We start from the raw sequence: 15,852 nt of genomic DNA, 5'->3' as shown, positions 1-15,852 counted from the left end.
GACAAGAACTATGACGCAGCAAGCCCCTGGAAGCCCACTTCGACACAGCTTGTGCATATGTATGAAAAAAGAGCCAGAAACGTAGCTCTGCCTCTTTCCAAAAGCTTAAACGATGCTATTCTAATCCCGAGTGTTCTATAAAAAACGAACAGTATTCCTGTTATAGCGATCCGCTGTACGCAGGTACTAGGACTTCGCAGGAGCCTCAGCCGTCAGAACCGCTTTGCGGGACAAATTGACACGGCCTTGTTGATCAATTTCGGTTACTTTCACCGTAATCGTATCTCCAATAGCAACTACATCCTCAACTTTGGCTACACGTTCAGTAGACAGTTGGGAAATATGAACCAGACCGTCCTTGCCCGGTAAAATTTCGACGAACGCACCGAATTTTTCAATCCGTTTCACTGTGCCGATGTAAATCTCTCCGATCACGACTTCTTTCACGATACCTTCAATAATGGAACGCGCCTTTTCATTCATCTCTTGGTTTGTGGAAGCGATGAATACACGACCATCTTGTTCGATATCAATTTTCACGCCGGTTTCTTCGATGATTTTGTTAATGATTTTACCACCCGCACCAATAACATCACGGATTTTATCCGGGTTAATGTGCATCGTCATAATTTTCGGCGCATACGGAGACAATTGCTCACGCGGCGTCTGGATGGCTTCCATCATTTTGCTAAGAATGAACAGACGTCCTTCTCTGGCTTGATTGAGCGCATCCTGCAAAATGTTACGGTCGATACCGTTAATCTTGATATCCATTTGAATAGCAGTTACGCCTTCTGCTGTACCAGCCACTTTAAAGTCCATATCACCTAGGTGATCTTCCATGCCCTGGATATCGGTCAACACGGAAACATGATCCCCGTCCTTGATCAATCCCATCGCTACACCTGCAACTGGAGCCTTGATCGGCACACCCGCATCCATCATAGCCAGTGTGCTCGCGCAAATACTAGCCTGGGAAGTCGATCCATTCGATTCCAGTACTTCGGAAACGAGACGAATCGTATATGGAAATTCAGTTTCAGAAGGAATGACTTTGGAAAGCGCACGCTCACCAAGAGCACCATGTCCAATTTCACGACGACCCGGCGCACGCAAAGGACGAGCCTCGCCTACACTGAATGGAGGGAAATTGTAATGATGCATGAAACGCTTCGTTTCTTCCAAATCAATGCCGTCCAAAATTTGTACATCACCCAATGCGCCAAGTGTACAAACGCTAAGCGCTTGCGTTTGACCGCGCGTGAACAAGCCCGAGCCATGCGTACGTGGCAGAATGCTCGTGTCGCTTTCGATCGGACGAATCTCGTCAAGCTTACGACCGTCAGGACGCACTTTATCATGCGTAATCAGACGACGGACTTCTTCTTTAACGATATCATAGAGAACTTCGCTCACGTCTTTCAAAAGCTCAGGCGTCTCTATGTATTGTGCTTCAAAGTGTGCAACCGTATCTTCGTTGACTGCATCAATCGCCTCTTGACGGGCATGTTTTTCTACAATTTTGACGGCTTCCACCAAACGTTCGGCTGCATAAGCACGAACTTCGCTGTTCACCTTTTCATCGACAGCATGCAGTTTAACCTGCATTTTTTCTTTACCTGCCACTTGAACCAGTTGCTCAATGACTGCCACAATGTTCTTGATCTCGTCATGTCCAAACATGATTGCTTCCAGCATGACTTCTTCCGGAATTTCGTTACCTTCCGCTTCTACCATCATGATAGCATCTTTAGTTCCGGCTACAACCAGGTACAGATCGCTTGCATCCTGCTGCGCAATGTCCGGGTTAATCACGAATTGTCCGTCCACACGGCCTACAGCAACTCCGCCAATCGGTCCGTTAAAAGGTACGTCCGAAATACTAAGCGCTGCCGAGGTTCCGATCATCGCTGCAATTTCCGGCTCACAATCCTGATCGACACTCATCACCAGGTTTAATACCTGTACATCATTCCGGAAGCCTTCCGGGAACAATGGGCGAATCGGACGGTCTGTCAGACGGCTGGACAAAATCGCTTTTTGACTCGGGCGTCCTTCCCGTTTAATAAATCCGCCTGGGATTTTTCCCACAGCATACAATCTTTCCTCATAGTTCACCGTCAGCGGAAAAAAGTCCAAATCTTTCGGTGCATTGGAAGCGGTCACGGTACAGAGAACAACCGTTTCGCCATAGCTTACTTTAACTGCCGCATTGGCCTGTTTCGCAAGACGTCCTGTTTCCAGCACCAGCTTTCTTCCGCCGAGCTGCATTTCTACACGTTGCTCCATGGTATCCCTCCATTTCATTCCATTGTAAAAGTTCTATACATATCCAGTATTTCCTGCGCGGGCCTAATTCATAAGAAGCCCTATGCATTATAAGCACCAGAACCTTACTAGACTCGCACTTCTAAAGGATCTGTACGTCAAAAATAATTCCTTACTTCAAAAAAGAACCCGGCTGCTGTCCGCCGTCGCCTTAGCAGGGACAAGCGGTGAACAACCAGGCTTCTTTTCTCATTACATGTCTGAAAATTAACGACGCAGTCCGAGACGCTCGATCAACGCACTGTAACGTCTAACATCAGTCTTCTTCAGGTAAGCCAAAAGTTTACGACGCTGACCGACCATTTTCAACAACCCGCGGCGGGAGTGATGGTCTTTCTTATGCGAACGAAAGTGGCTTTGCAAGTTAACGATGTTTTCAGTAAGGATAGCGATTTGTACCTCTGCAGATCCTGTATCGGATTCATGAGTTTTGTACTCCTCGATCAATTGCTGTTTACGCTCTTGAGTCAATGCCATCCTGTTCACCTCCTTCATTATAATCGCCATTAGCCTCGTAGCCGCTGGTGAAAGCAGACAACCAAGCCAAGGTTCATCGTTGTTTACACAACATAAGTCAGTATAACACAGCGCCTGTCTTATGTAAATAAATTAGCCTAACAGCTTTTTAGCCGTTTGTACGTCATTGCCAATCTGGGTAATCAGCTCGTCCACTGAAGAGAATTTGCGCTCAGGACGAATGTAATGATGAAGCTCAACAAGCACAGGCTCACCATAAATCTGCTGATCAAAATCAAACAGATGAACCTCAAACGACGGATTCAGCACACCTTCATGAAAAGTAGGCTTAACCCCTACATTCATTACCCCGCATACCCAACGATCACCTACCAGTGCCCTCACAGCATATACGCCTTTGACTGGAATCACGTAAGTATCATCCAGCTTGAGATTGGCTGTCGGGAAGCCGATGGTACGTCCTCGCTTCTCTCCATCCATTACGGTGCCCCGAATGCGATATGGGCGTCCCAGCCAGCGAGAGGCATGCGTTAAATCTCCTGTATGCAAGGCACGGCGGATGCCGGAGCTACTCACTTTTTCCCCATCCAGCTCGAATGGTGGTACGGTGTGGACGGACATTCGTTCTCCTCCCAGCTCCCGAAGTGTATGCTCATGTCCGGCTCCCCGGTAGCCAAACCGGAAATCAAAGCCCACTACTGCCGTTTGAATCTGCAATGGAAGCAGGATGTCCGTGATGAACGCCTCAGGGCTAACTTTGGAAAAGTCCTCGTTAAAACTCAAAATATAAAGCACGTCCACACCCATATCGGCCAAAATATCCTGCTTGTCCACAAGCGGGGTCAAATAGCCTTCATAGTCGCCTTTTTTCATGACTTCCTTCGGGTGAGGATGAAATGTCATAACAGATACCGGCACTTTCTGTTCTCGAGCCAGCTCGACAGCCTTGCGTATGACACTTGCGTGTCCGAGATGAAGACCGTCAAACTGACCGATCGCCGTGACCTGTGAACGTCCCCATTGGCGCAAAAGCTCATCGCTCAATGGATAAGATAACGATACGGTAATCATATTATTTCACCTGCATTTCACATCATTTGACTAACTTCGTCAAAATTATAGCACAATTCAAGGTAAAAAAACTTTAATTGGCGCGATAGCCCCTGATTCATCCTGTCCATATATGCCCAAAAACGTTCGATCCTCTTTATACAAACGGAAGGGCTGGCTGTCCGTCACAGGCGGTGAAATCATGCTTAGTGACAAACGCTGACCTTGAAGAGCAGCAGCAGCCTTCACTTCGGCTACCGTATGATCAGGCATATAGTCAATGGCCTCATCAGTGGCAATAAGCCGCTCACCCAGGCTACCATCCGCTACGTAGCGTTCAATTTCTTCAAATGTTAAACAACGATCTGCAGGAATCCCCGCAGACATGGTTCGTTCCAGCTTAACCATCGTCGAAGGATATCCCAATGCGCGGCCGATATCGACGCATAGCGTACGAATATAAGTTCCTTTGGAGCATAATGCACGAAAAGAAATATCCACATGGGATCCCGTCTCCGCGAATCCCGTCATTTCCAGCTCATAAATGGTCACTTCACGGCTTTTACGCTCCACGGTTTTGCCTTCTCGGGCCAGCTCGTATAGACGTTTGCCATCCACTTTGAGCGCAGAGTACATTGGCGGCACTTGGGAAATCGTACCGACAAAACGCTCCAGAACCTCTTTCGCTTCCCCTTCTGTAACCTCTACCGGACGGTCACACTCTTCAGTAATTGTACCCGTAAGGTCCTCCGTATCCGTGGCAATCCCCAAGCGTAACGTTGCGTGGTATTCCTTAGGTAGCTCCTGCATGTATTCAACTACACGGGTAGCACGCCCCAGACACAACGGCAGCACGCCCGTCACCTGAGGATCAAGTGTTCCAGTATGTCCGATTCGTTTCATTCCCAGCAAACGGCGAGCCTTGGCCACCACATCATGAGAGGTGAATCCAGCGGGTTTGTAGACGGGTAACACGCCTTCCCAATTTGCTTGTTCCTGCTTTATCGGCTTCATAGTTCGGCCTTCACCCGCCCTACAACGATCTCAATAATATCCTCCAGCTTACCCTCCAGACGGCAACCGGCAGCACGTACATGCCCCCCGCCCCCAAATGACTGGGCAAGCGCAGCTACGTTAACATTACCTGCCGATCTCAGACTGGCTTTGACCGCTTGATCACTAATCACTTTAAAGAAAATGCCTACTTCAACGCCGCGAATATTTCTCGGATAATTGACGATACCTTCCAAATCCTCATTAACAGCTCCGCAATCCTTCATATCGTCAGGGGTTACAACCACCCAGGCGATTTTACCATCCTTCGAAATTTCAAGCGTTTGCAACGCTTTGGTCAGCACCTTCATTTGCGGGAATGTCATCTCTTCCAGCAGACTTTCGGAGAGATAAGGACCGTCTACACCATAAGCGAGCAACCGTGACACCGTAGACATAACCTTGGGTGAAGTGTTCGAATACCTGAAGCCACCTGTGTCCGTCAGCAGCCCGGTATATACAGCCGTCGCCACTTCAACGTCCCAGTTGATCGCAAACTTTTCCAGTAAATCAAAAAGAATTTCTACCGTTGCCGCAGCATCCGACTTAATCACATTAACTGTGCCATACGCATCATTCGTTGGATGATGATCAATATTCAAAATGATAGCATCTTCCGAAAAAAACTGCTCTGTCAGACCAACACGACGGAAATCTGCACAATCCACGCAAATAATCCGGTTGTATTTTCGTTCCGGCGGTTGCTGGCTCATATCCATAATCTCATCGGCATGCCATAAAAAATCCATGCGCTTCGGGATAGGCCCCTCATTCAGCATGGTAAATTTCTTCCCCAGACATGAGAGAAGCCAGCCCACCGTTATGGTGGAGCTGACTGCGTCTCCGTCCGGCTGTACATGCGATACGATCAGGTAATCATCATGCTCCAGAATAAATTCCTTCGCTTGTTGAAGCGCCTGTTCATAGGTATGCATTGCCGTCTCCTTTACATTCAGTTCATAGTTCCTTCGGATAAACTGGCTCTTGCTATTTTTCATCCTTGTCAATATCACTTAACAGCTTTTCAATCCGGCTGCCATAAGCGATAGATTCGTCAATTTTGAAAATCAGCTCGGGAATATGGCGAAGCCGTATCCGTTTGCCAAGTTCAGAACGAAGATAACCGTTCGCTTTGTCCAATGCTTTCAGGGAAGAAGTTTTTTGCTCCTCATCCCCAAGCACGCTCAAGTAGATTTTCGCTTGGGACAAATCGTTTGTCAGATCGACACCCGTTACCGTAATAAAACCGATACGGGGATCTTTTAATTCGGTCTGTATGAGTTGGCTCAGCTCTTTCTTAATCTGCTCGCCAACCCGACCTGTACGTATTTTAGCCATGGATGCTCACCTCTCTGCCGTTAGCGCTCCACTGTTTCCATGACGAACGCTTCAATAATGTCGAGTTCCTTAACATCATTATAGCCATCAAGGGTAATACCGCATTCGTAACCTTGGGCAACTTCTTTTGCGTCGTCCTTAAAGCGTTTCAGTGAGTCGATTTTACCTTCAAAAATAACAATGCCATCACGTATCAAGCGTGCTTCAGCTGAACGGGCAATTTTACCGGACGTCACCATACAACCGGCAATCGTACCGACCTTAGTTACTTTAAACACGTTACGTACTTCAGCATGCCCAATCACATTTTCTTTATATTCAGGATCCAACATGCCTTTCATGGCTTGCTCGATTTCTTCAATGACATTGTAAATGACGCGGTGCAGACGAATGTCCACTTTTTCTGCTTCAGCTGTAGATTTCGCCTGATTATCCGGACGAACGTTAAAACCAATCACAATGGCATTGGAAGCCGCAGCCAAAATAATATCGGATTCGGTAATTGCACCTGCACCGCTGTGAAGAATTTTAACACGTACACCTTCAACTTCAATCTTGTTCAAGGAGCCTTTCAGTGCTTCGACGGAACCTTGCACATCACCTTTGATAATGACGTTCAGATCCTTCATCTCGCCATCCTTGATGTGCTGGAACAGGTCATCCAGCGTTACGCGGGTGTTGCTGCCCAGATCGGACTGACGCTGCGTAATCGCACGTCTATCAGCGATAGCACGAGCTTTGCGCTCATCTTCGAACACCATGAACGGATCGCCAGCAAGTGGTACTTCTGTCAAACCAGTGATTTCAACCGGTGTGGAAGGGCCCGCTTCCTTAAGACGGCGGCCTTTGTCGTTAACCATGGCACGTACACGTCCGAAACAGTTACCTGCTACGAAAGCATCGCCGACTTTCAGGGTACCGTTCTGAACAAGGATACGAGCTACGGAACCGCGGCCTTTATCCAGCTCAGCCTCGATAATCGTACCACGTGCCCGTTTGTCCGGGTTCGCTTTGTACTCATTCACTTCAGCTACGAGCAGGATCATTTCGAGCAGATCTTCAAGTCCCATTCTCTGTTTCGCGGAAACGTTAACGAAAATCGTATCGCCGCCCCACTCTTCAGGAACCAATTCATACTCGGTCAGTTCTTGCTTCACTTTATCCGGATTTGCATCCGGTTTGTCGATCTTGTTCACAGCCACGATAATCGGCAGGCCAGCTGCCTTCGCGTGGTTAATAGCTTCAACTGTCTGTGGCATAACGCCGTCGTCAGCCGCAACAACAATGATCGTCATATCCGTAACTTGAGCACCACGAGCACGCATAGCCGTAAATGCTTCGTGACCCGGTGTATCCAGGAAAGTGATTTTTTTGCTGTTGATTTCAACTTGGTATGCACCGATATGCTGTGTAATACCACCAGCTTCGCCGCCCGTTACATTAGTGGAGCGAATAGCATCCAACAAAGTTGTTTTACCGTGATCGACGTGACCCATAATGGTAACAACAGGTGGACGTGCTTTCAGAAGCTCTGGATCATCGTTTTCTTCCACTGTTTCAAAGCGATCCTCTTCGACCGGAATTTTCACTTCTACTTCTACACCGAAATCTCCGGCAAGCAGAAGGATAGTATCCATATCCAGTTCCTGGTTAATGGTCGCCATCGTTCCGAGTGTGATCAGCTTTTTGATAACTTCCGATGCATCCTTGTGGAGAAGCTTCGCTGTTTCGCCTACTGTCATCTCACCGCGCACAATGATCTTCTTAGGCGTATTGTCGATCTTCTCGCGGCGCTCCTGTTGTTGACCTCTGCCACGATTGTTGAATTTCCCACCACGATTGCTACCACCGCGGTTATTGCCACCACGACCACCGTTACCTCCGCGTCCTCCGCCTTGACGGTTATCGTCAAAACGACCTTGACCGGAACGGTTAGTGCCGTTATTGGAGTTGCTGCCTGTACGGTTGCCACCACCGCTACGGTTTGCATTACTGCTTCCCGTGGATGATGTCGTTCTTACTGCCGTACCACCTTGACTGCTCCCTTGTGGACGTGAGTTGGTGCTTTGGCTGCCTTGAGGACGTGAACCCGTGTTAGTGCTTGGGCGCTGTTGTCCTCCCTGTTGCTGGCCGCCACTGCGGTTCTGACTGCCTTGTTGTCCACTTGGTCTGCTTGTACTCTGTTGACTGCGGTTTTGACCGCCCTGCTGACTGCCTTGCGCTTTTGGAGCGCTGCTTCGGTTACTGTTTTGGTTGTTGTTTGTCCTATTCATACTTACCTGCTTTTCCTGTTGATTTTTGGTTTGCTCAGTTGAATGATTAATATCCTGGCTTGAACCGGCCTGGTTCGAGCTTACTTGCACCGTGCCTGCTCCGCCTTGCTTGGCCGCAGCATTGGATTTAATATCCTTAAAAAATTTTTCCACTTTACCCACGGCATCGTGTTCCATGACGCTCATATGGTTGTTCACGGGAATATCCAGCCGTTTAAGAATGGTGATAATTTCTTTGCTGCTCATGTTCAACGATTTGGCGTATTCGTATACCCGCACTTTGTCTTTGCTTTCTTGTTTACTCAATATACTCCACCTCCGACATTATCCCCGCATGTTTCTTGATCAATTTCGCGAATCCTTGATCCGTCACAGCCAGCACAACCCGTTCAGGCTTGCCGATACTGCTTCCCAAGCTTTCCCGGTCAAATCCTATCAATAAGGGGATTTTGTACGTCCCGCATTTGTCGCGGAATTTCTTTTGAGTATTCATTGAAGCATCTTTCGCAAGAATGACCAGCTTGGCTTCTGAAGACCTGATCGCTTTATAAACGATCTCATCACCTGTAAGCAGCTTGCCAGCTCTCATAGCAAGGCCCAATCCAGACAGCGCCTTATTCATCCTGCACGCTGCCTTGTGCCGCCAGGAATTCTTCCTCGACGGCAGCAAAATCACGACTTAGCTGCTCATAAATATCAGGATGAACCGAGTGCTTCAATGCCCGATCCAGTGCCTTGCTTTTTTGAGCAAGCTTGAAGCAGGCGGCTTTGCCGCACAAGTAAGCGCCGCGTCCCGACTTTTTGCCAGTCAAGTCAATCAGCACTTCGTCTTCAGGGGTTTTGACGACACGGATCAACTGCTTCTTAGGCATCATTTCATGACAGGCCACACACTTACGCAAAGGTATCTTTCTCTGTTTCATGCATTAACCCCCCTACACTCCGTTTAATCTACAGAAACGGAATCCTGATGCATTTCATCGGTGGATGTTCTCGGTCTGCCGAGTTCTTCCTCCGCCTGCGTTTCGCTCTTGATATCAATTTTCCAGCCAGTAAGCTTGGCAGCAAGGCGGGCATTTTGCCCTTTGATACCAATGGCTAGAGAAAGCTGATAATCCGGCACGATGACACGCGCCATTTTTTCTTCTTCAAACACCTGCACCTCAAGCACCTTAGACGGGCTCAGCGCATTAGCCACATACTCGTCAACATTATCGGAATAGCGCACAATGTCGATTTTTTCACCTCGCAACTCATTCACAATCGTCTGCACCCGCGTTCCTCTCGGTCCTACACAAGAACCGACCGGATCTACCTCGGCATTGCGGGAATGAACTGCGATTTTAGAACGGAAGCCTGCTTCACGCGCTACAGAACGAATCTCAACGACACCGTCAAAAATTTCTGGCACCTCGAGTTCGAACAAACGCTTAAGCAGACCTGGATGTGAGCGGGACAACATGATTTGCGGCCCTTTGGTCGTATTCTCTACCTTGGTAATATAAGCCTTAATCCGGTCCAGATGACTGAATTTCTCATTAGGCATCAACTCGCCCAACGGGAGAACCGCCTCCACCTTACCCAGGTCAATATAAATATTACGCGGGTCCTGACGTTGTACGGTCCCTGTTACAATATCCTCTTCCTTGTCCACAAACTTGTTGTAGATCAATCCCCGCTCCGCTTCACGGATACGCTGGGTTACGACCTGCTTCGCTGTTTGTGCGGCAATCCGTCCAAAATCACGAGGAGTAACTTCAATCTCAGCAATATCCTCCAGCTGAAAATGCGGGTTAATCTCACGGGCCGCTGGCAACGAAATCTCGGTGCGAGGATCCAATACCTCCTCAACGATCAGCTTGCGGGCATATACCTTAATGACACCCGAGTTGCGGTTCATATCGACACGCACGTTTTGTGCAGTGTTGAAATTCCGTTTGTAGCTGGAAATCAAGGCTGCTTCAATGGCCTCAAACAGCACATCCTTGCTGATCCCCTTTTCCCGTTCCAACTCGTTCATTGCTTCAATAAAATCCATACTCATGGATTACTGCTCCCCCTTTCAAATGATGCACCTGCGTCCTGGTCGGCACACGAGGCAAAAAACATGAAGTACATGTCAAACAGCAACGGTCAAATCCGAATTAAAATATGATCGCGAGCCTGGCTCCAGCCACCTTGTCGTAAGGTATGGCATGCTTCTTTTGTCCGCTCTGAACGGTAAGTTCCCCATCTTCAAAAGAAAGCAAACGACCTTCAAATTCCTTCAGGCCGTTGATCGGCTCGTATGTAGTAACGAATACATTTTTGCCTACCGCTTTGGTTACGTCTTCTGCTTTTTTCAGCGGTCTTTCAGCGCCTGGTGAAGACACTTCCAGAAAATATGCTGTAGAAACAGGGTCATTTTCGTCCAGCTTTTGACCCAGGTATTCACTGATCATACTACAGTCGTCCAGATCAATTCCTCCGTCTTTGTCTACAAAAACGCGAAGAAACCAATTGCTGCCCTCTTTGACATACTCGACATCGACCAGTTCAAAACCATGCTCATCGAGGTAAGGTTGGGCCATTTCTTCTACTACTGACTTGATCTTTGGTGTGCTCAAAGATTATAACCTCCAAAAGTAAACTTTCCTGTGGTGAAAAAGAGACGCCCCATTGCCATGGACAATGCTTCTCCATCACCGGCATTTTCCATTTTCATTTGATGTAATGTTCATTTTGGGCTCACTGCAAATAAACCGGCGTACCGGTTCCTGCCCAAAAATCGTCTTTTCACGTTGTAACTGTATATCAAACAGTAAAGAGTGGGTTTCCCCACTCTTTAAGCAACGGTTTTATCTCCATGATTACCAAAAAAATTATAACATAACCGTAGTTATGTGACAAGTGCCAGAGCTTGACTACTAGGATTACATTTAAAACAGAGACAACTGATTGCTCTCTGGCAGTCCGCGGAAACAGCCCATCTGGGACAGCATTTCGACAATCGTTTTACTGGCCTTCGATTTTTGCTGAAAATCTTCCACAGACAAAAATTCACCCTGCTCACGGGAGGCTGCGATGTTACGCGCCGCGTTGTCACCAATCCCCTGAAGCGCCCCGAAGGGAGGAATGAGCGAATCTCCGTCTACCTTGAAGCGCGTAGCTTCAGAACGATACAAATCAATCGTCTTGAAACTGAAACCGCGTGCTGTCATTTCCAACGCCATTTCAAGGATCGGAAGCATCCCTTTTTCCTTAGGCGGAGCCTGAAAACCGAGCTGCTCGATTTCGACAATTTTCCGCGCGATGGCATCATACCCCTGACAACACAGTTCAATATCAAAATCGGCTGCGCGTACCGAGAAATAGGTCGCATAATATTCAATCGGATGGTACAGCTTGAAATAGGCGGTCCGCACTGCTGAAATAACATAGGCTGCGGCATGCGCCTTTGGAAACATATACTGGATCTTGAGGCAGGAATCAATGTACCATTGCGGTACCTTGCATTTTTTCATTTCCTCGATCCATTCCGCACTAAGCCCTTTTCCCTTACGCACGTTCTCCGTAATTTTAAAGGCTAGACTTGCATCCATCCCCGCCTTGTAGATCAGGAATAGCATGATATCATCCCGGCAACCGATTACGGTCTTGATGTTGCAGGTATTGTTCTTGATCAAATCCTGCGCGTTACCCAGCCATACGCCCGTACCGTGGGACAAACCGGAAATTTGCAGCAAATCGGCAAAGGAAGTCGGCTGTGATTCCACTAGCATTTGGCGTACAAACTTGGTTCCCATCTCGGGTACCCCATAGGTTGCGACAGGAGTACGGATTTGCTGCGGCGTTACACCAAGCGCCTCCGTGGAATTAAACATGCTCATGACCTTCGGATCATTCATTGGAATCGTTGTTGGGTCGACACCGGTCAAATCCTGAAGCATTCTCATCATAGTCGGATCATCATGGCCCAGAATATCGAGCTTGAGCAAGTTCGCGTCAAAAGCATGATAATCAAAATGCGTCGTTTTCCATTCCGAGCTTGTATCATCAGCCGGGAATTGTACCGGTGTTATGTCCTCAACCTCAATATAATCGGGAACGACGACGATCCCGCCCGGATGCTGTCCGGTGCTGCGTTTGACGCCCGTACAGCCGGAAGCCAGCCTGTTCAGCTCGGCCCCGCGCCATTTTTTATGATGCGCCTCTTCATATTTCTTCGCAAAGCCAAAGGCCGTTTTCTCCGCAACCGTACCGATGGTTCCAGCACGGAATACACTTTTCTCACCAAACAGTACTTTCGTATAATTATGTGCGACTGGCTGATATTCCCCGGAGAAGTTCAAGTCAATATCGGGAACTTTATCTCCCTTAAACCCAAGAAACGTTTCAAACGGAATATCCTGTCCCTCACCCTTCAGCTTGCCACCGCATTTCGGACAGTTTTTATCAGGCAAGTCAAATCCGCTCGGCACACTGCCGTCCAAAATCCATTCGCTATGTCTGCATTCAGGATTACCGCAAATATAATGTGCAGGCAGTGGATTAACCTCGGAAATACCGAGGAAGGTAGCTACCACAGAAGATCCAACAGAACCCCGCGAACCTACCAGGTATCCATCTTTATTGGATTTTTTAACCAGTCGCTCGGAAATGAGATAGTTGGCAGAGAAACCGTATTTAATAATCGGCTCCAGTTCTTTCTCCAGACGGGCTACGACCACCTCGGGCAATTCCTCACCATAAATGGATTTAGCCGTCTCGTAGCAAGTATTGCGGATTTCCTCGTCTGCCCCATCCAGCAAAGGTGTAAACAGCTTGTCAGGGAACAGCTCCAATTCCTCAAACCGATCCGCCAGCTCGCTGGTATTCTTCACAACGACTTCATAGGCTTTCTCCTCGCCCAGAAACTCGAATTCTGCCAGCATTTCGTCTGTCGTGCGCAAATGCGCATCCGGTTTCCGGATATCTTTTAACGGGCTAAAACCAGTAATTCCATGTATCGTGATATCTCGGTACAGCTTATCACGCGTTTCCAAATAGTGAACATTGCCTGTAGCAATAACGGGCTTATCAAGCCGCCGCCCAATTTCGCATACTTTACGAACTGCCGTTTTCAGAGCATCAGGGCCACTTACCAGTTGTTTTTCCACCAGATGCATGTACATAGTTAAAGGCTGGATCTCCAGCACATCATAAAACTGGGCGATTTCCTCGGCTTCCTCCTCCGACTTGTTCAGCACAGCCTCGAAAAACTCTCCCTTTTCGCAACCTGAAATAATAAGCAGCCCGTCTCTCATCTCTGACAATTTCGATTTAGGGATACAAGGGACACGCTTAAAATATTCGGTATGTGATATTGAAACCAGCTTGTACAGATTTTTTTTGCCAATCGGATTAAGCGCATAAATGCAGCAGTGGAAAGGACGAACGGTCGATAAATCCTTACCCACATAGTCGTTCAAGCGGTCGAGCATTTTTAAGCCTTTAATTTGTTCCGCATCATTCAAAAGTCCATTCAGCACTTCCGTTAGCGCAACTGTATCATCAATGGCCCGGTGATGACTTTCGAGCGCAACCTTATATTTGGTAGTCAGTGTGTTCAGACGATGATTTTTCATTGTCGGGAACAACAAGCGAGCCAATTCCAGTGTATCGAGTACTGGGTTCGTCATCTCAGGCAATCCCATGTTCCTAAGCGTAGCCTGGATAAAGCCGACATCAAATCGCGCATTATGAGCAACTAATACAGCATCGCCTGCAAAAGCCACGAATTCCTTCATAACGGGCTCCACATCCGGTGCATCCTTGACCATTTCATCGTTAATGTTGGTCAATTGCTGGATATTGTAAGGAATGCGCTCATGTGGATTTACAAAGGTAGCATAACGGTCAACCTCTTTGCCTTCATGCATTTTAACAGCGGCAATCTCAATAATTCTATTTTGTGTAACTGATAGCCCGGTGGTTTCTATATCAAAAACGACATAAGTCGCTGTTTTCAAATTAAGCGGCTGTGCCTGCATTACAACCTCAACCGCATCGTTGACGACATTGGCCTCGATACCATAAATCATTTTAATTCCGTTTTTCTTGGCGGCCTTAGCGGCATCGGGATAAGATTGCACTCCACCATGATCGGTGACCGCAATCGCCTTGTGCCCCCACTTGGCGGCTGTTTTAACATACTGGTCAATGGAGCTTACAGCATCCATCGCGCTCATCTTCGTATGAAGATGAAACTCAACCCGTTTTTCCTCTGCATTATCTTTACGGGAAGGAGGAGCCTGCACCTCTACCAGATCAGAAGGAATCATAACCAGCTCAGGAATTTGCATAAAACGATCATATTCGACGCGACCACGGACTTTAACCCATTTACCGTTAGCCAGCAAGCTGAGAATTTTTAGATCTTCTTTTGTTTTGGCAAACATTTTCATTTGCAGCGAATCACTAAAGTCAGTCAAATAATACGTAAACAACGTACTTCCGTTACGTAGTTCTTTGCTATCCAGACCGAAGATCGTCCCCTGTAATGTGACTTTCTTCTCTTCATCCTGAATGTCCTGCATCGGAACAGGCGGTTCCTTGATGTCATAGCCAAATTGAAGCCTTACATCTCCCTCTTCTTCATCCACTGGCGGCATTTCCGATTCCATGCTTTCCATCATCTGCTGAATAACTTCACGTTCTTCCTGCATCTTTTTCTCTTGGAACTGCTGCAAAGCCTCCTGATTACTTTCACCCACCTGGATTTTAATGCGCATCGAGAGACCAAAATATTTATCGTAGAATTTGATGATTGCTTGGTCAATCTGCTTTTTACGTGCCAGCTCCAGTGACATGCTATCGCTCATCGTCAATAATAACAGGCCGTCCTCCCACTCATGTACAGCCCGGGTCATCCAGCCGTTCACGGATGGGATTTCGCGGTGCACCCATTCCAGAAAAAGCTTCCAGTATTCACTGATGATATCCGCAGACTGAACCTGCTCACTATAATGAAACCGAAAGGTGATTTTAGCGATGTGGTTCATTTTCTCCTGCACTTGAATACAGAAGGCCCGATATACCTGAGCGGGAACCAGTGTTTCCTTGGCGATGATAATATTCCAATCCTTGTTGGTACGGCTTATTTCCACCTGCTCAATCCAACCGTCCAGGAAATAAGGTTTCACCACTCCCTCCGGCATCACTACCTGCTTCATTAGCAGTTCCAGCCGTTTTCTCTTTTCTTCAGCTCCGCCCATGGCTCTCCCCCCAATTTCAAATCTGCAATTCTGAAAACATGAAAAGCTTCTGCGTCTAAAACATCTCCGACCGCAAAAGCTTTTCGTAACCCCTCAAT

Annotated in this window: 12 protein-coding genes; all 12 read right to left on the bottom strand. The window is 47.6% G+C overall.

All coding sequences use genetic code 11. The annotated features are described in order from the left end of the window. Positions 1-186 precede the first annotated feature (186 nt). Positions 187-2,289, bottom strand: a complete 2,103-nt coding sequence (gene pnp, locus AC0WRU_RS10010) for a polyribonucleotide nucleotidyltransferase (protein ID WP_476128158.1) — start codon at positions 2,287-2,289, stop codon at positions 187-189. A gap of 246 nt (positions 2,290-2,535) precedes the next feature. Next, positions 2,536-2,805, bottom strand: coding sequence for a 30S ribosomal protein S15 (gene rpsO, locus AC0WRU_RS10005; protein ID WP_014281126.1), 270 nt, complete (start codon positions 2,803-2,805; stop codon positions 2,536-2,538). A gap of 132 nt (positions 2,806-2,937) precedes the next feature. Then, positions 2,938-3,876 (bottom strand): bifunctional riboflavin kinase/FAD synthetase, encoded by a 939-nt coding sequence (locus tag AC0WRU_RS10000; protein ID WP_476128157.1) that lies wholly within the window; start codon positions 3,874-3,876, stop codon positions 2,938-2,940. Positions 3,877-3,933: 57 nt separating this feature from the next. Further along, a complete protein-coding gene (gene truB, locus AC0WRU_RS09995) occupies positions 3,934-4,869 on the bottom strand; it encodes a tRNA pseudouridine(55) synthase TruB (protein ID WP_476128156.1) in 936 nt (311 codons plus the stop codon). Continuing rightward, a complete protein-coding gene (locus AC0WRU_RS09990) occupies positions 4,866-5,843 on the bottom strand; it encodes a DHH family phosphoesterase (protein WP_476128155.1) in 978 nt (325 codons plus the stop codon). Before AC0WRU_RS09990 ends, truB begins: the two co-directional genes overlap by 4 nt. A gap of 52 nt (positions 5,844-5,895) precedes the next feature. Beyond that, the gene (gene rbfA / locus AC0WRU_RS09985; RefSeq protein WP_014281122.1) at positions 5,896-6,246 is read right to left on the bottom strand and encodes a 30S ribosome-binding factor RbfA; all 351 of its coding nucleotides are present in this window, start codon (positions 6,244-6,246) and stop codon (positions 5,896-5,898) included. Between the two features lie 20 nt (positions 6,247-6,266). Next, complete coding sequence (gene infB / locus AC0WRU_RS09980; protein ID WP_476128154.1) at positions 6,267-8,825, bottom strand: translation initiation factor IF-2; 2,559 nt, start codon at positions 8,823-8,825, stop codon at positions 6,267-6,269. Then, entirely contained in the window at positions 8,818-9,141 is a 324-nt protein-coding gene (locus tag AC0WRU_RS09975) for a L7Ae/L30e/S12e/Gadd45 family ribosomal protein (protein WP_013309928.1), read from the bottom strand. The genes infB and AC0WRU_RS09975 overlap by 8 nt, the downstream gene beginning before the upstream one ends. Beyond that, a complete protein-coding gene (gene rnpM, locus AC0WRU_RS09970; RefSeq protein WP_007430067.1) occupies positions 9,134-9,442 on the bottom strand; it encodes an RNase P modulator RnpM in 309 nt (102 codons plus the stop codon). The genes AC0WRU_RS09975 and rnpM overlap by 8 nt, the downstream gene beginning before the upstream one ends. A gap of 23 nt (positions 9,443-9,465) precedes the next feature. Then, the gene (gene nusA, locus AC0WRU_RS09965; RefSeq protein ID WP_013309927.1) at positions 9,466-10,563 is read right to left on the bottom strand and encodes a transcription termination factor NusA; all 1,098 of its coding nucleotides are present in this window, start codon (positions 10,561-10,563) and stop codon (positions 9,466-9,468) included. Positions 10,564-10,663: 100 nt separating this feature from the next. Beyond that, complete coding sequence (gene rimP / locus AC0WRU_RS09960; protein WP_014281118.1) at positions 10,664-11,125, bottom strand: ribosome maturation factor RimP; 462 nt, start codon at positions 11,123-11,125, stop codon at positions 10,664-10,666. Positions 11,126-11,437: 312 nt separating this feature from the next. Then, positions 11,438-15,754 (bottom strand): PolC-type DNA polymerase III, encoded by a 4,317-nt coding sequence (locus tag AC0WRU_RS09955; RefSeq protein WP_476128152.1) that lies wholly within the window; start codon positions 15,752-15,754, stop codon positions 11,438-11,440. Positions 15,755-15,852: the final 98 nt, after the last annotated feature.

The organism is Paenibacillus sp. 1-8, from assembly GCF_056316205.1.
This window is presented reverse-complemented; position numbering and strand designations above follow the sequence as displayed.